We start from the raw sequence: 20415 nt of genomic DNA, 5'->3' as shown, positions 1-20415 counted from the left end.
AAAAATCACGAACGTTCCGACGGCAGGATAACGGCCATCCTGTCATGAATCACCTCAGCCATCGCCTTAAGGCAACGCCGTTTGGCGCTACTGCCGCGCCAGAATAACGCAACGCGGCGAGAAGCATTGGGATTGGCGAAAGGCAGAATTTTTAATTCACTCTCGGCAATACCCCGCACCGCCAACGCGGGCATGAGGGTGACGCCTCGACCTGCCTGAACCATGAGCCGCAGGGTTTCAAGGCTTGTTGCGGTAAAATCAACCGTGGTTTCTGCTTTAACGGTCTGGCAAATCGACATGGCCTGGTCACGCAGGCAATGCCCTTCTTCGAGAAGCATGATAGGCTGCCCGGCCAACTGCTCAAGTTGGACAGGCTGTCCGGCGGGTAAGGGATAATCGGGGGAACAGGCAAAATAAAAAGGCTCTTCGTAAAGCAATTGATGCTCGAAATCCCCCGCCACTGGCAAAGCCATGATTGCGGCATCGAGCGTCCCTTCCTGCAGGCGTTGCACTAAATGATGCGTTTTATCCTCAATCAACCAGATTTTTAATTGCGGGAAACGGTCTTGAATACCCGGCATAACAAGCGGCAAGAGGTAAGGCGCCACCGTAGGAATAGCCCCCAGATGCAATTCACCGGCGAAGGGATCGCGCGCTGCATTAGCCATCTCTTTCATTTCGACAACCTGCGAAAGAATAGCCTTAGCCCGTCCGAGCAGCAAACGGCCAGAATCGGTGAGCATCACACGCTTGTTATCGCGCTCAAACAACTGCACGCCCAGCTCTTCCTCCAGTTTTTTAATCTGCATGCTTAACGTCGGCTGACTGACGAAACATTGCCTTGCGGCTTCGCCGAAATGCTCTGTTTTGGCTAAAACCACAAAATACTGCAGATCACGTAAATTCATATTTCCTCGTAAACATTGCTCGATGCCAGGTTAGGGGGTATATTCAGCACTTTTTAATCTGAATTGAGATTAATGTCTTCTCTTAGTATACCGCTTTCCCTGTCGACCCGGCGCATTTTAATCTGGCTGGTAGGGGTTTCCTTTGTATTGTTTCAATTTTTTCTGCAATTGTCATCGGGCGTCATCATCGGTGCCATCATGGTGGAAATGAAGCTCTCAGCACTGATGGCCGGTGTCTTAAGCAGTTCGTTTTACTATGTTTACACCAGCCTGCAGATCCCGGTCGGTATTCTTTTTGACAGGGCTAACCCTCGTTTCCTTTTAACGGTCAATGCCCTGCTCTGCAGCGCCGGCTGCTTTCTTTTTGCTCATAGCGAACAAATAGGGGCACTGGTTTTGAGCCGCCTGATGATTGGCGCCGGTTCTTCTTTTGCTTTTGTCGGGCTTTCCCATTTACTGCGCGAGCATTTTCCAATCCGGCAATTTGCCTTCATGATTGGCCTTTCAGAAACCTTAGGCTTTCTAATAACCATGCTCGGTATGATATGTCTTGGGGGACTCATTGCGCATTGGGGCTGGCGTTTTTTTGTTAACTGCGCAGGTATTGGCGGGGTATTCATTGCATTCTGCTGCTGGCAGCTTATTCCTGCGAAACCCCAACAAGCCCTCAGATTATCGCAACTGAAACCGCTGCTTTTCATTCTTAAATCACCCAAAGCCTGGTTTAATGGCTTGTTTGTAGGGTTAAGCTTCACTGTCATCACTGTTTTTGGGGCGTTGTGGGCGATTCCGTTTTTACAAATCAAATTGAATTTAACCCTTAAGGAAGCCAGTCTCATCGATGCCTTTGTGTTTCTTGGCGCCGCGGTGAGTTGCCCGCTTTTCGGCTACCTGGCCAGTTATTTTCATCGCCGAACCCCACTCATGTTATTTTCCTGTCTGTCAACCGCCGTCTTTTTACTCATGGCCCTGTTCATGCCCATTCAGTCTTCAGTGAGCATGGCATGGCTGATGTTTTTGATTGGCGTCTGCTGCGGCGCCTACATGTTGTCCTATTCCATTGCCAATGAGCTGGCTCCACAGGACACGCTATCCACCTGCACGGGCTTCACCAATACCCTGGCCATGTTAACCGCGCCATTACTGCAACCGCTGGTAGGCTACTTTCTTGATTATCTCCGCGGCAGCCGCGAGGCATACACCCTGGCTGATTATCAATGGGCCTTGGTCATTGTACCCTGCGGCTTAATCATTGCCGCAGGACTTGCCTTGTTATTACCGGATAAAAACGAAGTCTAAGTCGTTTTTTGAGAAGGCGAGGCAGGCGTTTGCCCGATGTCCTGCAGGCTGATAGCACAAAAACCAGGTTTTACCCCTTTCACCAGACCGGCGACCAATTGGTGACGGGTATTGAGTTGCTCCAGCATGTCCTTAAGCGTTAAAGTCAGCTTCGGTGAGGGAATATGAATAACCCATAAACCGCTTTTGTCTTTTTTGACCGTCACAAATTGCGACACCGGCACGGCAGTGCCTTCTTCATTTCGAAAACCAGCCACGGCACCGCGCAGGGCATCGGCTTCTTTAAGATTTACCGCGTAAAACCCACCGCCGTCATTGAATTCACACAGTACGGCGGTCATGGGATGGCCAAGTGTTTGCGGTTTGCTGACCCACACCTGCCTGAACCAGGCTTTTTTCGCTGTGACGAACTGCTCCTGATTGTTTTCCCCGGTTTGTAAATGACCGTTTAAACGACCTGTCTGATTAATCAGCAATTCGATGCCATTGCGGATATCCTGTTGTCTGGAATAATTAGTGCCGGAAAGCCCCAGCATGTCCACTTTGAAATTAAACCCTCTGTCTTTTCCCTTGACCCCGAAAATCCAGCTGTTATTGATGGCGTTAAAGCGCAGAAAAGCCTTGCCCACCCGCCATTGGCTGCTCTCAGGATCATCAATTAAGCTGTCGCTTTGCTCATGGAGGACCAGTTCACCGGTTTGCGCATCGACTAAAATCGCCTGGGCCTGGAATTGCAGGTCGTTACGTTGCAACTCAAAATAGTAATTGTAGCGCTCGCCGCTTTCATTGGTCACGGCGCCGGAGAATACCCAGTCAGCCTGCTTGGCGCTTAAGGAAAGAATATTGGCTACCGGCGTTTCCGACTCCACGGCCTCCCCCGGCCTGGGTGCGGCTGTCTTGTCGCTTGGGAACGCAGCGGTCATGAATAACCCAAGAAGCAGGAATCCATAAAATTTAACGTGTCTCATGAGGAAATTAACCCTTTTAATTGTTCTTGTGACCACAAGGCTTGCCAGAATAAATCAGGTAAGGTGGCTTCAACCGGCAAGACATACCAGCCTTCCTTTGCGAAGGAATGGCATTTCACCGCATCCTTTTCAGTCATAATGACCGATGATTCGGGGAATTGTAGCTCATTTGCTGTAAAAAAGTGATGATCGGGGAAAGAATATTGCTGAAAAATCAAGCCCATTTGTTGCAGAGTCGAAAAGAAGCGCTGCGGGTTGCCAATGGCGGCCATGGCGGCAATGGGTGGAGTGAGATCCTCTTTTTTAACAGGCCGCCTGGAAATCAGATGAGTTAATGAGCCAGGCGTCAGCGTCATAGGGTAGGCGTCGGGCCAACGTCCCTGATTAACGACCACAAGCTGGGTTTTCTTGAGTCGGCCTGGCGGCTCACGCAAAGGCCCTGCCGGCAGACACCAGCCGTTGCCCAGACCGCGCTGGCCATCGATGACCGCAATTTCAACGGCGCGCCCCATGGCATAATGCTGCAACCCGTCATCGCTGACAATCACCTGCGGGTGATGGTGTTGCAGCAGGTAACGAACGGCTTCAATCCGTTTCGGGGCAATCACAACAGGACACCCGGTTTTTTGTCGGATGAGCAGGGGCTCATCCCCTACCTCTGCCGCCGTGCTGTCGAGTGTCACCTCATGAGGAAAAACAGTCAGGCGGGCACCGTAACCGCGGCTGACAATGCCGACTTTGATGCCTTTGTCCTGCAATTGCCGGGCTATGGCAATCACTAATGGGGTTTTACCTACGCCCCCGATGGAAAGATTACCCACGACGATGACAGGAACCTGAAATCGCTGCTGACGGAACCGTTGCAAAAAAAAGCGGCGACAGGCACACACAGCCTGATAGAGCCAGGCGAAAGGAATCAGTAACCAGTAGGCTCTGTGGCCTCCATACCACAGTTTTTCAAGCATTGCCGGCATTAAGTCACCCTGTCTTCATGCGCATGGTGCAATGTCTGCGCACGATAGAGTTGCGCATAATGGCCATTGCGTTCAAGCAGTTCCTGATGGGTCCCCTGCTCCACAATACGGCCTTTATCCAATACCACAATTTTGTGCGCACGCTGAATGGTGGACAGACGATGGGCAATGACCAGCGTGGTGCGGTTTTTCATGACATGCTCCAGTGCGGACTGAATCGCCTGCTCCGACTGGCTGTCGAGCGCGGAGGTGGCCTCATCAAGAATGAGAATGGGCGCGTTTTTTAAAATGGCCCGGGCAATGGCCAGACGCTGACGCTGTCCACCTGAAAGCAGGAAGCCATTTTCGCCCACCCGCGTATCATATCCCTCCGGCAGACGCTGGATGAATTCATCGGCAAAAGCCAGTCTGGCAGCCGCCACAATGTCATCACGACTCACATCAAAACGGCCGTAGGCAATGTTATTGGCCAGGGTGTCGTTGAATAAGGTCACATGCTGGCTGACCAAGGCCATCTGCTCGCGCAGGCTGCTCAGCTTCAACTGATGGATGGGTTCGCCATCCAGGCAGATCTGCCCCTCAGTTACTTCGTAAAAACGAGGCAGGAGGCTCGCCAACGTGGTTTTACCGCTGCCGGAATGACCCACCAGCGCCACAGTCTGGCCGGCTGGGATAAGGAGATTGATGTTATTGAGAATCACCTGCCCCTGGCGATAGGCAAAACCCACCTTCTCAAACCGTATTTCACCCTGTGCCCTTGCCGTCAATACCCTGCCTTGCTCCGTCTCAACCGGACTGTCTAACATGGCAAAGACACTTTCAGCACCGGCGAGTCCCTTTTGAATGGTGGCATTGAGCGTGGTCAGGGTTTTCATCGGCTTGATTAACTGCAGCATGGCCGCGATGATCGCCACAAACGAGCCCGCTGAAATAGGAATCACCGTCGCCAGATGAATGGCTGTGTACAGGATGGCAGTAATACCAATCGCCAGCACAAACTGCACGCCGGACACATTGATGGCCTTGCTGACGGCCACTTTCATGTCATTAACCCGCGAGGCTTCGGTGGCACGGTTGAATTTGGTCGTTTCATACTCTTCACCGCCAAAAATACGCACCACCCGATACCCCTCAATCGCCTCACTGGCAATTTCAGTCACTTCCCCCATGGATTTCTGCACTTTGTGGCTGATACGCCTGACCCGCTTGTTGGTGTAATTGACAATCAGTCCCACGAAAGGCACGGTGAGCAGGAACATCAGGGAAAACTGCCAGCAGATAACCATCATCACCGTTAAAAGCCCGACGACTAAAAAAGCGTTTTGAATAAAATCAGTGAGCGCATCGGCACTGACCTGCGCCACCTGCTCCACGTTGTAGAGGATTTTGGATAGAAGCTGACCGGACGTGGCTTCGTCGTAATAATCAGCCGGCAAACGGATAATATGAGCAAACACCCGCTGCCTTAAGACCTGCACAACGGATCGGGATACCCAGGTCATGCAATAGCTGCCAAGCGAACTGACCACGGCCCGTGATAAAACCCCCAGCAGAACGAGTAAAGGGATTTGCCGAACAAAAGCCATATCCACATTGATGAAACTTTTGTCAAGAAAAGGGCGCATGAGGTAGGTGAAGGTGGCATCGATACCTGAGTATAAAATATTGGCAATAATCCCCAGCGCCAACACCATCCAGTAAGGTTTAACATAAGTCAGGAGGCGGCGGTACAAGGCTTTGGAGCTGACAGGCGCTTGATTATTCATGAAGATGAGTTGTTTTTGACCTTAAAAAAGCCAAATTGTACCCTTAAACCCGAGCCTGCGCCAAGTATTCCACGGTTTTATCGCCATTAACGTCTTTTTTTCAAGCGGTTATGGATATCCGTTGCCGCAATGGCTCCTTGTCCCTCCGCCACCACCAGTTGATTTAAACCGGCCGTAATATCCCCCGCTGCATACAAGCCCGGGACGGAGGTTTGCTGGTGCCGATTGACCAGCAGATCCCCCTTGTCTTCCCGCGCACCGAGATCAATGGCCAGTTTATTCTGCTGAATGGTACCCAAGGCCGCATAGAGGGTGTCGATATGGAGGGTTTGTTCCGCTTGAATCTCAATGAAACGATGCTTGAAATCAAAATGAATGTCAGGTTGAAACAGCAGGCGAATACCCGCCTGCTTCATGCGCCGTTTGTCGTAGTCTGTCAACACCACGTTCCTTTGCGCCAACACCAGGACATCGGCCGAGTAATGCCTCACAAACAAGGCTTCATTTAACCCTTTTCTATCCTGAACAATCACACCAATGCGCTTGTTTTTGACTTCATAAGCATCACAAACCGGGCAATAGCGCAATAATCCTTGCGCAATGGCTTTTTCCGCATGCGGTAAATCAGGGCTGATATCGATAACGCCCGTCGCTAAAAGGATCATCCTGGCGGAATAACAGGCACTGTCTGTCAAGACCTCAAATAGGCCTCCCTTCTTTTTTAGTTGCCTCACTTTCTCGGCTGTGATCGTGGTTTCATAGCAAGCCAGTTGCGCTTTTAATAACTCGAGTAACCTGACGCCCGCGACCCCCTCTACAAACGCCGGGTAATTATGGGAAACCGGAATCAGGGCCGCCCGGCTTTCGCCGCTGTCAAAAATTTTAAAATGACGACGAAAGCGGGCTAAATAGAGTGCTGCCGTTAAACCGGCTGGCCCGCCGCCAATGATTACGCAATCATAACAATCCCTGTTTTGTTTCAAGATGGCTATCCTTGTTCCTGTGTATGAGTATAGCCCAGAAGGCTCCATCGCCCGTCCTGAGGCTACACAGAAACAAGCCTCACGGGTGTATTGCCTGGTCCCTGCCGATGGTCAGCGTGTCCAGGTCAAAGTAGCATCCGGCAACCAGAAGATGGACTTTGAGATTGGTGATATAGCCCAAGTCCCTTTCCCGGCAGGCCTGACTATCATCAAGATCACGGGCATCAATCAACACCACCGTCCCTTCGCCATGACAGTAAGCTTTGCCGTCATCTAAAAGCAGCGCGGTGTTTTCTTCAAGCCCTATCCCGAGGTCATCGGCATGGCCGCTCACTGCATGCGCCAGGCGTGCAAAACGTCCCCGCTGAATGAAATGGGTATCAATGATGCACCCATTGATGAGCGCCAGGCCGTCGGTTATTTTCAGGTATTAATCCACCTGGGCCTCGGAATTACTGCCCTCGTTAATCATTTTTTTGGGCAGCATCATCGCGCCGGCACTGGTCCCCATGACGAGGAATTCGCTCCTGTTTTCATAACTGTTTTTAACTTCATCCATCAAGGATGAATCCTGCAAAGTTTCAATGATTTCCGCTTGATTTCCACCCGAAAAAAACACAGTATCTGCCGCTTTTATCCGTTCAATATTTTCATGATTTCCAGTATCATCCCTGTTTTCAATAATCATAAAATCAGCTTTTAAATCAGGGACATTTTTAAAAATAGCCTGGTATTTTTCTATGGTTTCATCAAAATCCTTTCCGCCCGTAATAATAAATTCAAGATGATTGGGTCTGTTCCGACAAACAACCTCTGTCAGTAGATAGTAATTATCAGACTCGAGAATCCCAGGCTTTTTTTCTTCCTTTGCCTCTGCCCCACCCAGAATTAAAATTCGTCCATTTTCCTTCATGATCATCCTTAATATTTTTTATAACAAGTTAAAAATAATAATAAAAAAAATTAAATATAAAAATAATTTTTATTTTTAAATAATAACGTTGCTATATTTAATTTAATGAATTAAATTTTTCTATAATAAATTAGTCAAACAAGGAGCGTTTATGACTATTAATTTCATTGATTTTCTTGCTGAGCCGGGATGCCCCCTCGACAAACAATCGTTTACCTGGAAAGAGTTAGCCGGGAGAACCATCAGCAAACTGGATGATGATGCCTTTACCCGTGTGCGTGTCATTTTAATGAATGGCATTGAGAGCGACACATTAAGGCTTAAGCATTTTCTGGCCCGTTGCAAAAAAGAGTTGCAGTTGCCCCTGGCCAAAATTCGCCGTGTCGAACAACATCAGGCCACCCAAATCAACTGGCTGCTGTCCGCCGACCATTCCCCGCTGGAAACCACTATTGCCTATGAGCAGGTGGCGATTGAAGTCACCGCTGCTGTAGCTCAGAACGAGCCGGATCCCTATCAGGCCCAGACTTATCGCTTTGGATTGCTCGAAGATTTCGATCACCTCTATCGCTATGCAGCCATGCTTGATCGTCTGGAAGGCAAGGACGCCAATAATATTCTGCAAGGATATACCGACATTGTTCCCGGCCGACCAACCTCGGTTCATCATCGCGCCCCCCGCAGCGATTTGCGCAATCACTATGACAAAAACCAGGCGGAACTCATCACCAAAATTCATGCGGCGATGATTACCGGAGCGGAATACCAGACGCATGATTATTACATGAACATAGGTCCTTTGTTTGCCGATCCTCTGGCCCGGCAACTCTATGCTGAAATTGCCTCCGTGGAAGAGCAGCACGTGACCCAATATGAGTCATTGATGGACCCATCCGAAAGCCTGATTGAACGCTGGATAGTCCATGAAGCGGTGGAAATCTACAATTACTTAAGCTGTGTTCAGCAGGAAACCAATCCCTTTGTCAAAGCCATCTGGCAACGCTTTCTTGATTATGAAATTGGCCATCTGCAGATGGCCTGCGAATGCTTTAAAAAATATGAGAACCGCGATCCTGAGGAAATTCTGCAAGGCAAAATCCCTGAAATGATTCCGTTTAAGAGCCAGCGCCCCTTTGTTCGCAAAGTGCTTGAAGAAGAAATCGATCCTCGCACGGATGGGGTCAATTATGTTCCCAAAGACAAGGAAGACGACGAGTCCTTACTCTACCGCGACCAGATGAATTCAGAAGGGATTCCGGCTGAAATTGTTTCTGCTGGATACCAATGGCAACCGGGTACCGAACTCAACCGCATTTAAAAGGATTTCATCATGAATAAAAACGAACCCATGCACAACGTCACCGGCGGGCAATTGATACCGCAGGACATTGAGGCGATGCTTGAAGCCACCGAACGTTTTCCTGCTGACGTTCCCGGAGATGAGCAAAAACTTGCCTTTGAGCGCAGTAAAATGGTTAAGGAAGTGGACCCCATCGGTACCATACCGCCTATGACGGAAGCGCAAAAGGATGAATTAAAAACAGCCTCCGCCACCAAAGACATGACGTTATTGATTGACAAGCTCGGGGAGCGCCTTGCCTTTGAACGATCCGGCGTCCGCCTGTATGAAGCCGCCATTGCCAAGGCCAAAGGGTTTAATCTGCCGTCGGCATTTCTCAATCGTCTGGAACACATTCGCGAAGAAGAAGCTGAGCACATGGCCATCGTCAAAACGGTGATGGATCAATTAGGCGCCGATGCAACCGCAATCACCCCCTGTGCCGATGTTACGAGCGTCGCGGGCATGGGTCTCATTCAGGTGATGACTGATCCGCGCACCGATGCCGCACAATTGCTGAATACCTTGCTCATTGCCGAATTAACGGATAATGCTGGATGGGAACTGCTGATTGAATTGGCCATGAAGCAAGGACAGGACGTGGTTGCTGAATGTTTTCGAATACCGCTCAAACAGGAGCAGGAACACCTGCTGATGATTAAAAACCTGTTAAAAGAAACCCTTAAGCTCGATACGGAACAGGCGAGCTGTTATTACCTCGGCGAAGACGAACGCGGCTGGGTTATTAAAAAGGACGGCGCGAGTCGTGCAATACGGCACTTTGATAGCAAGGAAGAAGCCGTTACCGTTGCCTTGAAAATGAGTGAAAATGCCAAAGCCAGGCTGGTTATCCGTCATTAGAGTCAGGAGTGTATTAACAAACCATCGGGGCTGATTCAGCCCCGTTTGGTTTTAATGTTGCGCTTTTCTTCAGCCGCTTTGTCACGTTTCGGATCCTCCATTTCACTGCCGGCGAGCCGGCTTTTTGGTTTGTCATCGGTTTTGCCCTTGCGATCGACGGCATAAGGCTGAGGACTGATGGTATGGCGGGTCATGGAAACCTCCTTTTGCTTTTTTTTGCTTCTTCTTTAAGTGTAGCAGTCCCCTCTAGGCATTCAGGGCGGACACCAGACGGCTGACTAAACCTGGCCCCTGATAAATCAAACCGGTGTAGACCTGCAGCAACGAAGCGCCCGCTGCCAGCTTTTCCCGGGCGATTTCACCGCTGTCGATGCCGCCAACACCAATCAGACAAACGTCTTTGCCAGCCACTTCGTTTAAAAGGCGTAAACAGGCCGTCGCACGCGAAGCCAGGGGGCGCCCGCTTAAGCCGCCGGCTTCCTGGCCATGGGGTAAGGAAGCCACTGCCTCCCGCTCCGATGTCGTATTGGTCGCGATGATGCCATTAATTCCCTGACTGACCACCACATCAGCCATCTGTTTCAAAGCGTCGTCGCTTTCATCCGGGGACACTTTAACCAACAGCGGAACAGTACGCTGGTATTGATCTTCCAGACGCTTGCGTTCGTCGGTCAACTGCATCAGTAAATCAATAAAAAAATCGCCGTGCTGCAGCAAGCGCAAATCGGGGGTATTGGGGGATGAGATATTAATCGTCACATAGGAGGCCTGCTTAAACACTTTTTGCAGACAGTAGCGGTAATCCTGCGCGGCGTGCGTTAGCGGAGTGTCCTTATTTTTACCAATATTAATGCCGAGAATGCCCTTGTAACGTGCCCGGGCCACATGCTCGACCAAGGCATCCACCCCCTGGTTATTAAACCCCATGCGGTTAATGATGGCATTGGCCTCGGGCAGGCGAAAAAGACGGGGCTTCGGGTTACCCGGTTGCGGCTTGGGCGTTACCGTCCCCAACTCAATAAAGGAAAAACCCAGTTTAGCCAGTGCATCGAGGTGTTCGCCATTTTTATCAAACCCCGCCGCCAGGCCAATGGGGTGAGGAAAATCAAGACCCAAGGCCTTTACGGGCCTGAGTTTTGGCTTTTCAAAACAGGCCGAAGGCAGCCAGCGCAGGGCATGCAGGGCCAGCGCATGCGCACGCTCGGTGTCCAGTTTAAACAACAGTGGACGAAGCAGAGAATACATTTAATCAAACTCCAGACATTCAATCGAAGGCAAAACGAGGTAATATAATACCCCCTTTAAGACCACGCCAGAAACCCTGGCTTAAAAACAGGATACCCATGATTACGATTGATCCCACCCAACTCAATGCTGCTGGTAAAAAATTGCTTTTTGATTTAATGACTCAGGCTGAGGATACTGAAATCGCCGCAGGCAAACACGTGTTGTCTTATGGGGAAAACACCGAGGAGATTTTTTTGGTGCACCCGCTGCTCATTACTGAAAAAACCGCCACCTGCATTCATGCGGAAGTTTTGGATGCACCGTTTGAAAAAGGCAGTTATGGGTTAGTCATGTTAAGTCTCGGCAAGATTAAGAGCGAAAATGACATGTCGTTTAAGGAACGGGCGCATGAAAAGCAACAAGTCATTAAACGCATCGCCTTAAACCAGATGCCCGAAAAGCGAATTCATAAAGAAGCGCTGCGCACGCAGCTTGGGGATGAGTCTTTACGGTGTAAAGAACCGGTATTCAGTAAGGCATTTGGATTCCTGCGCATGCGAAAGGCAGGTGACATGGACTTGTTTAAACTGCAACGGCATCTTATAAAGAGAAAAATTGAATTAAGCCTGCTTCAATACCTGGAAATTTCACTCGCGATTGTCAAGGCTGTGGATGAACTCCACGAGAAGGGCCGTATTCATCGCGATCTGAAACCAGAAAATGTCATGATTTCTCTCTCGCCCCTGACCGTCAAATTAATTGATTTTGCCTTCTCCTGTCCCAACAGTAAAACCAAGGGTAAAACCATAAAAGGCACCCTTCCCTTTCTACCGCCAGAGGCGTTCTTTAAGATAAAAATCAGTGTGGCAGGCGATATTTTTTCACTGGGCATGACCCTGGCCGATTTTTGGGGCGACAGTTCCATGGACCACATCAATGAAAGAGAGGCCGACAGTTTTGAAGAATACTACAGACACCGCAAGCAACAAAGGCTTGAACTGTTTACCGGAATGACCATGCCGTCAGAGATTGCTGAACCATTAAACCAACTGCTGCATGGCATGATCCGCTTTAATCCAGACGAGAGGACACCCCTTAAATCCGTCATGAGCACCCTGACGAATCTCATTGAACTGGAAAAACAATACCAGGCGCAATTGTCAGACAGTGAGGGCGATGTGCAGGAGGAGGGCGATGAAGACAAAACCCCGGGGCCTGAATTATCTGCGCGAGTCGGTTAAACAGGGCATTCCTGTGCCCAGACGCGAAGCATGGCATTGCCGCTGGGTTGCAGGTGATAATTGACGCTGCGGACCTCCACGCCAAAGTTGTGCTGCTGCAGTTCAAGCAGCACCGGACCGAGCAGCGTCGAGGGCTGGCCGTGGCGATCAATTAAGGGAAAAATACGCACTTCTTTGGCGACTCGCGCCAGTTCCTGAATGGCCTGGACATGAAACGCAACATCCTGATTGTCCAGTTCGGCAAAAAGATAATGCGAACTTAAGGCATAGTCAAAGGTGAAATCGTCAAAAGGGAGCCGGATTTCTGTGATGCCGATGTAGCGTTTTTCTTCTTTGCCTCGCAAGTAATCCGCAAAAAACGCAGACAGGCCGCTTCGTCTTTTTTCAACCAGTTCTTCGAGATTGTTTTCATAACGGCTGAAATCAAATTTTTCTTTTTCCTCTGTCACCTTGTTAAGCATGTCGGCAAAAATCAACGTCACTTTGGAATTAAGCGTATCCATGTCCAGGCTGAAAAGGGGATCGCAGCTGACGCATTGTTTGGCTTTCCCTGTCAATTCGGCGTTGATGGCGCTGGGACCACAGCCAAATTCAAGGATTTTCCCTGAAAGATCCGTGTCAGTTAAATCAAACATTTCCTTGTATTCATCGACATGATGGCCCCAGATTACCAGCTTGTTCATAACTCCTGCCCCTTAATGCACAATGCCTGCTAAAAATGAAGTTGCAACTTGAATTTGATTGGGTATAGTCTAGCCTATTTGTTTAAGTAACAGGAAGTCAACTATGCATACTGGATTACACCACGCCCTTGGCGAGACTTATGATCTGTTACGCGACAGCGTTTATCAGTTCGCGCAACATGAAATCGCCCCCATTGCCGCGCAGATTGACGCGGAAAACACCTTCCCCAATCACCTCTGGCGAAAACTGGGCGAGATGGGCCTGTTAGGCATCACGGTCAGTGAGGAATACGGCGGAGCCAACATGGGTTATCTGGCCCACGCCATTGCCATGGAAGAAATTTCCCGCGCCTCAGCCTCCGTCGGCTTAAGTTACGGCGCGCATTCCAACCTCTGCGTCAACCAGATTTATCTGAACGGCAACCGCGAGCAAAAACGCCACTATTTGCCTAAACTTATAAGTGGAGAGTTTATCGGTGCGTTGGCCATGAGTGAGTCCAACTCCGGTTCTGATGTCGTCAGCATGCAGTTGCACGCCCAGCCCCAAGGTGATCATTTTATTCTCAATGGCACTAAGATGTGGATTACCAATGGCCCGGATGCCGATGTTCTGGTGGTTTATGCCAAAACAGACAGGCAGGCCGGCAGCAAAGGCATTACCGCCTTTCTGATTGAGAAAGGCATGAAGGGATTCAAAACGGCGCAAAAACTCGATAAATTGGGAATGCGGGGTTCCAACACCTGCGAACTGGTTTTTGAAGATTGCCGGGTACCGGCTGAGAATATTCTTGGCGAACTGAACAAGGGCGCCAAAGTGCTGATGAGCGGTCTTGACTATGAGCGTACCATTCTGGCGGCCGGACCCGTAGGCATCATGCAGGCCTGTCTGGATGTGGTCATCCCCTACGTTCATGAACGTAAACAATTTGGCCAGCCGATTGGCGAATTCCAGTTTATTCAGGGTAAACTGGCTGATATGTATACCGAATTAAGCGCCTCGCGATCCTACCTTTATGCCGTAGCAAAGGCTTGTGATCAGGGGTTAGTCAACCGCATCGATGCCGCCGGCGTGATTCTTTATACTGCCGAGAAGGCCACACAAATGGCACTGCAGGCTATTCAAACTCTGGGCGGGAATGGCTATATTAATGAATACCCCACGGGGCGTTTGTTGCGGGATGCCAAATTGTACGAAATTGGCGCAGGTACCTCCGAGATACGGCGCATGCTAATTGGCCGTGAACTATTTAAAGAAACTTCATAAGGAAAAGGAAAATGAGTATGGATCAGAATGATATCGTCATCGTTGCTGCCAAACGCACCCCCATGGGTAACATGCTGGGCGCTCTGTCAGCATTGACAGCACCGGAATTAGGGGCCATTGCTCATCGTGCAGCACTCGAACAGGCTGGCATTTCTCCCTCTGACATCGATGAAGTCATTACCGGCTGCGTATTACAGGCAGGCATCGGGCAAGCGCCTGGACGCCAGGCCGCCATTGGCGCCGGCATTCCTGATTCCACAGGGGCAACCACCATTAATAAAATGTGCGGCTCTGGCATGAAAGCCGTGATGCTGGGTCATGATTTAATCAAAGCCGGCTCGGCCAATATTGTGCTGGCCAGCGGCATGGAAAGCATGAGCAATGCGCCCTACCTGCTTGAAAAAGCCCGCTCCGGCTACCGTCTTGGCCATGGTCAGCTTAAAGATCACATGTTCCTCGATGGTCTGGAAGATGCCTATCAGCGCGGCCAGTTAATGGGTTGTTTTGCCGAGCAGACGGCTGAACATTTTGGTTTTACCCGGGCTCAGCAGGATGACTACGCGTCCCGTTCATTGACGCGTGCCCTGCAGGCGCAACAGGACAATGGTTTTGCTGACGAAATCGCACCCGTCACCATCACTGATCGTAAAGGGGAAATCACCGTATCCAAAGATGAAAGCCCCGACGCCGGCAAATTGAACAAGATTGCCACGCTGCGCCCTGCATTTAAAGCCGACGGCACAGTGACTGCGGCCAACTCCAGTTCCATCTCCGATGGCGCAGCAAGCCTTATTCTCATGACCGCTGAACAGGCCAAAAAGCGCGGCGTGAAGCCCCTGGCCAGAATCGTTGCCCACGCAACCCATGCCCAGGCGCCAGAGTGGTTTACAACGGCTCCTGTGGATGCGATTCGTAAAGTCATGAACAAAGCCGGCTGGACTAAAAATGAAGTTGACCTTTTTGAAATCAACGAAGCCTTTGCGATAGTTGCCATGGCGGCCATTACCCAGCTTGAACTGGATGACAATAAAGTCAATATCCATGGCGGCGCCTGTGCTTTAGGCCACCCCATCGGCGCATCCGGCACACGCATTTTAGTCACGCTCATCCATGCGCTGAAACAACGCCAGAAGACCCGCGGCATTGCCGCTCTCTGCATTGGCGGCGGGGAAGCAACGGCCATGGCCATTGAACTGGTTTAGCCGCTGTCCTAATCCACTGGACGATGCCCGCATCGGTTGACGGTTGCGGGCATCGTCAACATAAAAATAACAAAGGATGTACATGCTTCGTCAAAGTCTTATTTATCTTGCTTTAAGCATTCTGGTCATTGTCTTTGCCAAATACGCCCATCTGCTGATTGTGTATATCGACATGTTTTATGCCTACGTGAATTTCAAGCTCGCCGCGGTGTTTAGTCACACCGGCATCGGTTTATTGATTCGCAAGGTGATTCTGCTGACCTTAATCCCTATCCTTTTAGCCTCAGTCCCTGCGCTCATCTATCGTCCGATTCGAGGCAAACCCATGCCTTATCTGCTTGAGTTGACCTGGTGTCTCTGGTTAATTATTGTACTTAGCAACATACTGATTCATTAAGGATTATCATGGCAAAAATTGTCAGTCAGCTTAATACGGCAAGTACTGAATTTAAACAAAACGCGGCCGCTATGGAGGCCCTGGTTTTACAGTTACGCGGCCTTGTTGAACAAATCGCCCGGGGCGGCGATGACAATGCGCGGGCAAGGCATTTAAAACACGGCAAGCTGTTACCGCGTGAGAGACTGCAGCAATTGCTGGACCCCGGCAGCCCATTCCTGGAGTTATCGCAGCTTGCAGCCTATCAGGTTTATGACGACGTAGTCCCCGCGGCCGGCATCATTACCGGCATTGGACGAATCAATGGCATAGAATGCATCATTGTGGTCAATGATGCCACCGTGAAAGGCGGCACCTATTATCCGCTGACGGTTAAAAAACATCTAAGGGCCCAGGACATCGCGCGCACCAACCACCTGCCCTGTGTTTATCTGGTGGATTCCGGCGGTGCCTTTTTACCGCGGCAGGATGAAGTATTTCCTGATCGCGATCATTTTGGCCGCATTTTTTATAATCAGGCCACGTTGTCTGCCGAAAACATCCCGCAGATTGCCGTGGTCATGGGCTCCTGTACCGCAGGCGGCGCTTACGTCCCGGCCATGGCCGATGAATCCATCATGGTCCGCAATCAGGCCACCATTTTTTTAGGCGGTCCGCCGCTGGTCAAAGCGGCGACCGGTGAAGTGATCAGCGCCGAAGAATTGGGCGGTGCCGATGTCCATTGCCGTCAATCCGGTGTGGCTGATCATTACGCTGAAAACGATGCTCATGCCCTGTTTCTGGCGCGTCAGGCCATTGCCTTTCTGAATCGCAAAAAGCCTGATCAGTTAACCCGCATTGACAGCCGCGAACCCCTGTATGCTGCCCACGAACTCAATGGCATCGTCCCTGTGGACCCTCGCAAACCTTTTGATATCCGCGAAATCATTGCCCGTCTCGTTGATGCCTCAGAATTCGATGAATTCAAGGCTTTGTACGGCACCACCCTGATTTGCGGTTTTGCTCATCTGTTTGGTTACCCTATCGGCATTGTGGCCAACAATGGCATCTTATTCGGTGAAAGCGCTTTAAAAGGCGCCCACTTTATCGAACTTTGTACTCAGCGCGGCATTCCCCTGCTGTTTTTACAGAACATCACCGGCTTTATGGTCGGCAGCAAATACGAAGCCGGCGGCATCGCCAAACACGGCGCCAAAATGGTGACTGCCGTTGCCAATGCCAATGTGCCTAAATTCACTGTCATTGTCGGCGGCAGTTTTGGCGCGGGCAACTACGCCATGTGCGGACGCGCCTACGAGCCGCGGTTTTTATGGAGCTGGCCCAATGCCCGCATTTCAGTCATGGGCGGCGAGCAGGCCGCCAATGTGCTGGCGCAGGTGAATCGCGACAAGTACACCAAACAAGGCACCCACTGGTCAGAGGAGGCTGAAGAGGCCTTTAAAGCCGAACTTCGCGCCCAGTATGAAACGCAGGGTAATCCCTATTATGCCAGCGCCCGTTTATGGGATGATGGGGTCATCGCGCCTGAAGACACTCGGACGGTGTTGGGCTTAAGTCTGTCTGCGGCCTTGAATGCCCCCATTTCACCGACGCGCTTTGGCGTATTTCGTATGTAAGGATAAAACCATGAGCCACCTGTTGCATGAATGGCACGACCGCGTGTCGGTAATCACGTTAAACCGGGTCGAGAAATACAATGCGTTTGATGACACGCTGCTTCACGATTTGCAAAAAACATTGGATGAGGCCATTGCCAACCCTGACGTCAGGGCCATTATTTTAAAGGCCAACGGCAAGCATTTTTCAGCCGGCGCCGATGCTCACTGGATGCAGAAAATGGCCCATTACACCGAAGAGGAAAACGTCAAGGATGCCCTGGTGCTTGCCCGGGTGATGAATACCCTCTACACAAGCAGCAAACCCACCATCGCCATGGTCCAGGGATCTGCTTTTGGCGGCGGTGCCGGGTTAGTGGCTGCCTGTGATATTGCTATCGCCGCCCAATCCGCGCGCTTTTGCTTTTCCGAGGTTAAGCTTGGTCTGATACCCGCCGTCATCAGCCCTTACGTCGTCAACGCCGTGGGCGCACGCGTCGCCAAATGGTTGTTCATGAGTGCTGAAATGATTGATGCCGAGCGCGCCAAACAGCTTAATCTGGTCCATCATTGTATTAATGAGGATCAATTATGGGATTATACCCTGACTTATGCCCAAAAGATGACAACGCTGGCCCCGCAGGCTGTCTCGGAATGCAAAACACTGATTGACTGCGTTGACGGCAAACCCATCGATGAGGCATTAATCGAAAAAACAGCCGCGATCATTGCAAAAAAACGGGTCTCTGCGGAAGGCCAGCGTGGACTTCACGCTTTCCTTAACAAAGAAACCCCCAACTGGAATTAAGGATTTTCATGTTTAACAGAATTCTTATCGCTAACCGCGGCGAAATTGCCTGCCGGGTAATTCGAACCGCTAAAAAAATGGGCATTGAAACCATTGCCGTTTATTCGCTTGCCGATCAAAACAGCCCGTTTGTGCACCTCGCCGATAAGGCCTATTGTGTAGGTGAAGCCAGCGCCAAAAGCAGTTATTTAAATATCGACGCCATAATGGAAGCGGCCAAAGCCTCAGGCGCCGAAGCCATTCATCCCGGTTACGGTTTTCTGTCAGAAAATCCCCACTTTGCCCGTGCCTGTGAACAGGCCGGTATTGTGTTCATTGGCCCGAGTGTTTCAGCCATGGAAGCCATGGCATCGAAACAGGTGGCCAAACAGTTATTGGAAAAAACATCCGTGCCGCTGACGCCGGGCTATCACGGCAGCGAGCAAAGTGATGCGCATCTGCTGAACGAGGCCCGACGCATTGGCTTTCCGGTATTGCTCAAAGCCGCAAGCGGCGGCGGCGGCAAAGGCATGCGTGCCGTGCATCAGGACACTGATTTTCTTCAGGCGCTGGCCGGCGCCCGCCGCGAAGCCATGGCCAGTTTTGCCGACGACACCATGATCATTGAAAAACTGGTATTAAACCCGCGTCACGTGGAAGTGCAGGTGATGGCCGACAATCATGGAGGGGTCGTCCATCTTTTTGAGCGCGATTGTTCCATTCAAAGGCGTCATCAAAAAATCATTGAAGAAGCCCCGGCTCCTCGTTTAAATGACGATTTGCGTCAACGGCTGGCTGCAGCAGCCTGTGAGGTAGCGCGCTCCATTGATTATCGCGGCGCAGGCACCGTTGAATTCCTGGTGGATGGCGACAGTGATTTTTATTTTATGGAAATGAATACCCGCCTGCAGGTGGAACATCCGGTGACCGAGAAGATCACCGGCTTTGATCTGGTGGAATGGCAGATTAAAATAGCCGCCAATGCACCGCTTCCAGCGACTCAGGACACCATCCGTTACTCGGGTCATGCGGTGGAATGCCGCATTTATGCAGAAGATCCGCACCAGGGTTTTATTCCCTCCATCGGCGAGATTCATTTTCTAAAAGAGCCTGAGGGGGACAACATCCGTATCGACAGCGGCGTGACCTGCGGGTCGAGCATTACCATGTATTATGACCCCATGATTGCCAAATTAATTACCTGGGGGAACACGCGGGACGAAGCCATTCAACACATGCAGCGGGCATTGAGCCATTATGCCATTGGCGGCGTTAAAACCAACATTCCCTTTCTGCAGGCCATTGTTGCCAACGAAGCGTTCCTTGCTGCCCACTTAAGTACGGACTTTCTGCAGCAGCAGACCCTTGATCTGACGGCGCCGGATAAAAAACAGGCTTTGTTCATGGCTGCCGCCTATGACTATCTGCAACTGCACCGCCATCAGGATCCCTTACTGCGGCAGAGTTTTGCCTGGCAGCCGCATTTACGCAGCCACTGGTACTGCCGCTACGTCACAGGAGGGCAGTCCTATTGTCTTAAAATCGAAGCCGTTAATGAAATGCAGTTTCAGGTGACCCTGGAAAACGAACCGACCCTGACGTTAACCGCACGCCTTGAGGGTGATTGGTTAACTCTGGATGACGGCAAACAACAGCAATCAGCCTGGATTAATCACGTTCAGGGTAAATTGCATTGCTACATCAGCGGCGGCCCGGTGATTGTCAGTCCCTACCATTGGGACGATTTAGGCCAACAGGCGGGACCTAAGGGGCAACTGACGGCACCCATGCCCGCAACGGTAGTTGCCATTCTTAAAAACAAGGGTGACAAGGTGAAAGAAGGCGAGCGCCTGATTGTGCTTGAAGCCATGAAAATGGAGCACACCATTCATGCACCCAAAAATGGTACCCTGGCGGAATTGTACTATGAAGTCGGTTCCCAGGTGCAGGAAGGCGCACAGTTACTGGCACTACAGGATTAATCAGGCATTTACAGGCCGGTTCGCTT

The 20415-nt window shown here is 50.7% G+C and carries 20 protein-coding genes; 10 read left to right on the top strand and 10 right to left on the bottom strand.

The features are described from left to right. Positions 1-5 precede the first annotated feature (5 nt). Complete coding sequence (locus Lrub_RS05275; RefSeq protein WP_058531129.1) at positions 6-908, bottom strand: LysR substrate-binding domain-containing protein; 903 nt, start codon at positions 906-908, stop codon at positions 6-8. Positions 909-980: 72 nt separating this feature from the next. Between Lrub_RS05275 and Lrub_RS05270 the strand changes: the two genes are divergently transcribed. Beyond that, complete coding sequence (locus tag Lrub_RS05270) at positions 981-2207, top strand: MFS transporter (RefSeq protein WP_082651446.1); 1227 nt, start codon at positions 981-983, stop codon at positions 2205-2207. On the opposite strand, the gene Lrub_RS05265 is transcribed toward Lrub_RS05270, so the two are convergent. The 6 genes from Lrub_RS05265 to Lrub_RS05240 all read right to left on the bottom strand — a co-directional run bounded on the left by Lrub_RS05265 (position 2204) and on the right by Lrub_RS05240 (position 7811). Then, positions 2204-3175 carry a hypothetical protein gene (locus Lrub_RS05265; RefSeq protein ID WP_058531128.1) on the bottom strand — a complete coding sequence of 324 codons (972 nt, stop codon included), beginning with the start codon at positions 3173-3175 and terminating at the stop codon, positions 2204-2206. The genes Lrub_RS05270 and Lrub_RS05265 overlap by 4 nt on opposite strands. Next, a complete protein-coding gene (gene lpxK, locus Lrub_RS05260) occupies positions 3172-4149 on the bottom strand; it encodes a tetraacyldisaccharide 4'-kinase (protein ID WP_058531127.1) in 978 nt (325 codons plus the stop codon). Before lpxK ends, Lrub_RS05265 begins: the two co-directional genes overlap by 4 nt. After that, the gene (gene msbA / locus Lrub_RS05255) at positions 4149-5915 is read right to left on the bottom strand and encodes a lipid A export permease/ATP-binding protein MsbA (protein ID WP_058531126.1); all 1767 of its coding nucleotides are present in this window, start codon (positions 5913-5915) and stop codon (positions 4149-4151) included. Before msbA ends, lpxK begins: the two co-directional genes overlap by 1 nt. Positions 5916-6001: 86 nt before the next feature. Beyond that, positions 6002-6898 carry an NAD(P)/FAD-dependent oxidoreductase gene (locus Lrub_RS05250; protein ID WP_058531125.1) on the bottom strand — a complete coding sequence of 299 codons (897 nt, stop codon included), beginning with the start codon at positions 6896-6898 and terminating at the stop codon, positions 6002-6004. Between the two features lie 79 nt (positions 6899-6977). Then, positions 6978-7232: a hypothetical protein gene (locus Lrub_RS05245; protein ID WP_058531124.1), complete on the bottom strand. Its 255-nt coding sequence runs from the start codon at positions 7230-7232 to the stop codon at positions 6978-6980. Positions 7233-7328: 96 nt separating this feature from the next. Next, on the bottom strand, positions 7329-7811 hold the full coding sequence (locus Lrub_RS05240) for a Type 1 glutamine amidotransferase-like domain-containing protein (RefSeq protein WP_058531123.1): 483 nt from the start codon (positions 7809-7811) through the stop codon (positions 7329-7331). Between the two features lie 151 nt (positions 7812-7962). Between Lrub_RS05240 and Lrub_RS05235 the strand changes: the two genes are divergently transcribed. Both Lrub_RS05235 and Lrub_RS05230 read left to right on the top strand, forming a co-directional pair. After that, a complete protein-coding gene (locus Lrub_RS05235; RefSeq protein WP_058531122.1) occupies positions 7963-9129 on the top strand; it encodes a hypothetical protein in 1167 nt (388 codons plus the stop codon). Positions 9130-9141: 12 nt separating this feature from the next. Continuing rightward, positions 9142-10011, top strand: coding sequence for a DUF2188 domain-containing protein (locus Lrub_RS05230; RefSeq protein WP_065235715.1), 870 nt, complete (start codon positions 9142-9144; stop codon positions 10009-10011). A gap of 35 nt (positions 10012-10046) precedes the next feature. Here Lrub_RS05230 and Lrub_RS14720 read toward each other — a convergent pair whose 3' ends face one another. Beyond that, entirely contained in the window at positions 10047-10205 is a 159-nt protein-coding gene (locus Lrub_RS14720) for a hypothetical protein (RefSeq protein WP_156413027.1), read from the bottom strand. Positions 10206-10257: 52 nt separating this feature from the next. Further along, entirely contained in the window at positions 10258-11256 is a 999-nt protein-coding gene (locus Lrub_RS05225; protein WP_058531121.1) for a quinone-dependent dihydroorotate dehydrogenase, read from the bottom strand. A 98-nt stretch (positions 11257-11354) separates the two neighbouring features. Between Lrub_RS05225 and Lrub_RS05220 the strand changes: the two genes are divergently transcribed. Further along, positions 11355-12479: a protein kinase domain-containing protein gene (locus Lrub_RS05220; protein ID WP_058531120.1), complete on the top strand. Its 1125-nt coding sequence runs from the start codon at positions 11355-11357 to the stop codon at positions 12477-12479. Here Lrub_RS05220 and Lrub_RS05215 read toward each other — a convergent pair. After that, a complete protein-coding gene (locus Lrub_RS05215) occupies positions 12476-13162 on the bottom strand; it encodes a hypothetical protein (protein WP_058531119.1) in 687 nt (228 codons plus the stop codon). The two genes, Lrub_RS05220 and Lrub_RS05215, sit on opposite strands and share 4 nt — an antisense overlap. A 103-nt stretch (positions 13163-13265) precedes the next feature. On the opposite strand from Lrub_RS05215, the gene Lrub_RS05210 reads away from it, so the two are divergent. The 6 genes from Lrub_RS05210 (at position 13266) to Lrub_RS05185 (ending at position 20389) form a co-directional block, all read left to right on the top strand. Then, entirely contained in the window at positions 13266-14426 is a 1161-nt protein-coding gene (locus Lrub_RS05210; protein ID WP_058531118.1) for an isovaleryl-CoA dehydrogenase, read from the top strand. A 17-nt stretch (positions 14427-14443) separates the two neighbouring features. Then, entirely contained in the window at positions 14444-15628 is a 1185-nt protein-coding gene (locus Lrub_RS05205; RefSeq protein WP_058531117.1) for a thiolase family protein, read from the top strand. Between the two features lie 82 nt (positions 15629-15710). After that, complete coding sequence (locus tag Lrub_RS05200; protein ID WP_058531116.1) at positions 15711-16025, top strand: hypothetical protein; 315 nt, start codon at positions 15711-15713, stop codon at positions 16023-16025. An 8-nt stretch (positions 16026-16033) separates the two neighbouring features. Further along, positions 16034-17641, top strand: a complete 1608-nt coding sequence (locus tag Lrub_RS05195; RefSeq protein WP_058531115.1) for a carboxyl transferase domain-containing protein — start codon at positions 16034-16036, stop codon at positions 17639-17641. A 10-nt stretch (positions 17642-17651) separates the two neighbouring features. Further along, the gene (locus Lrub_RS05190; protein ID WP_058531114.1) at positions 17652-18428 is read left to right on the top strand and encodes an enoyl-CoA hydratase-related protein; all 777 of its coding nucleotides are present in this window, start codon (positions 17652-17654) and stop codon (positions 18426-18428) included. Between the two features lie 8 nt (positions 18429-18436). After that, positions 18437-20389 carry an acetyl-CoA carboxylase biotin carboxylase subunit gene (locus Lrub_RS05185; RefSeq protein WP_058531113.1) on the top strand — a complete coding sequence of 651 codons (1953 nt, stop codon included), beginning with the start codon at positions 18437-18439 and terminating at the stop codon, positions 20387-20389. The last annotated feature ends 26 nt before the right edge of the window (positions 20390-20415 follow it).

It is taken from the genome of Legionella rubrilucens, from assembly GCF_001468125.1.
GTDB classification, from domain to species: Bacteria; Pseudomonadota; Gammaproteobacteria; order Legionellales; family Legionellaceae; genus Legionella_C; species Legionella_C rubrilucens.
This window is presented reverse-complemented; position numbering and strand designations above follow the sequence as displayed.

Excerpts from the sequence above, each read along its gene's own strand:
- Lrub_RS05275 (WP_058531129.1), bottom strand. The coding sequence starts at position 908 with ATGAATTTACGTGATCTGCAGTATTTTGTGGTTTTAGCCAAAACAGAG.
- Lrub_RS05270 (WP_082651446.1), top strand. The coding sequence starts at position 981 with ATGTCTTCTCTTAGTATACCGCTTTCCCTGTCGACCCGGCGCATTTTA.
- Lrub_RS05265 (WP_058531128.1), bottom strand. The coding sequence starts at position 3,175 with ATGAGACACGTTAAATTTTATGGATTCCTGCTTCTTGGGTTATTCATG.
- lpxK (WP_058531127.1), bottom strand. The coding sequence starts at position 4,149 with ATGCCGGCAATGCTTGAAAAACTGTGGTATGGAGGCCACAGAGCCTAC.
- msbA (WP_058531126.1), bottom strand. The coding sequence starts at position 5,915 with ATGAATAATCAAGCGCCTGTCAGCTCCAAAGCCTTGTACCGCCGCCTC.
- Lrub_RS05240 (WP_058531123.1), bottom strand. The coding sequence starts at position 7,811 with ATGAAGGAAAATGGACGAATTTTAATTCTGGGTGGGGCAGAGGCAAAG.
- Lrub_RS05235 (WP_058531122.1), top strand. The coding sequence starts at position 7,963 with ATGACTATTAATTTCATTGATTTTCTTGCTGAGCCGGGATGCCCCCTC.
- Lrub_RS05230 (WP_065235715.1), top strand. The coding sequence starts at position 9,142 with ATGAATAAAAACGAACCCATGCACAACGTCACCGGCGGGCAATTGATA.
- Lrub_RS14720 (WP_156413027.1), bottom strand. The coding sequence starts at position 10,205 with ATGACCCGCCATACCATCAGTCCTCAGCCTTATGCCGTCGATCGCAAG.
- Lrub_RS05225 (WP_058531121.1), bottom strand. The coding sequence starts at position 11,256 with ATGTATTCTCTGCTTCGTCCACTGTTGTTTAAACTGGACACCGAGCGT.
- Lrub_RS05220 (WP_058531120.1), top strand. The coding sequence starts at position 11,355 with ATGATTACGATTGATCCCACCCAACTCAATGCTGCTGGTAAAAAATTG.
- Lrub_RS05215 (WP_058531119.1), bottom strand. The coding sequence starts at position 13,162 with ATGAACAAGCTGGTAATCTGGGGCCATCATGTCGATGAATACAAGGAA.
- Lrub_RS05210 (WP_058531118.1), top strand. The coding sequence starts at position 13,266 with ATGCATACTGGATTACACCACGCCCTTGGCGAGACTTATGATCTGTTA.
- Lrub_RS05205 (WP_058531117.1), top strand. The coding sequence starts at position 14,444 with ATGGATCAGAATGATATCGTCATCGTTGCTGCCAAACGCACCCCCATG.
- Lrub_RS05200 (WP_058531116.1), top strand. The coding sequence starts at position 15,711 with ATGCTTCGTCAAAGTCTTATTTATCTTGCTTTAAGCATTCTGGTCATT.
- Lrub_RS05195 (WP_058531115.1), top strand. The coding sequence starts at position 16,034 with ATGGCAAAAATTGTCAGTCAGCTTAATACGGCAAGTACTGAATTTAAA.
- Lrub_RS05190 (WP_058531114.1), top strand. The coding sequence starts at position 17,652 with ATGAGCCACCTGTTGCATGAATGGCACGACCGCGTGTCGGTAATCACG.
- Lrub_RS05185 (WP_058531113.1), top strand. The coding sequence starts at position 18,437 with ATGTTTAACAGAATTCTTATCGCTAACCGCGGCGAAATTGCCTGCCGG.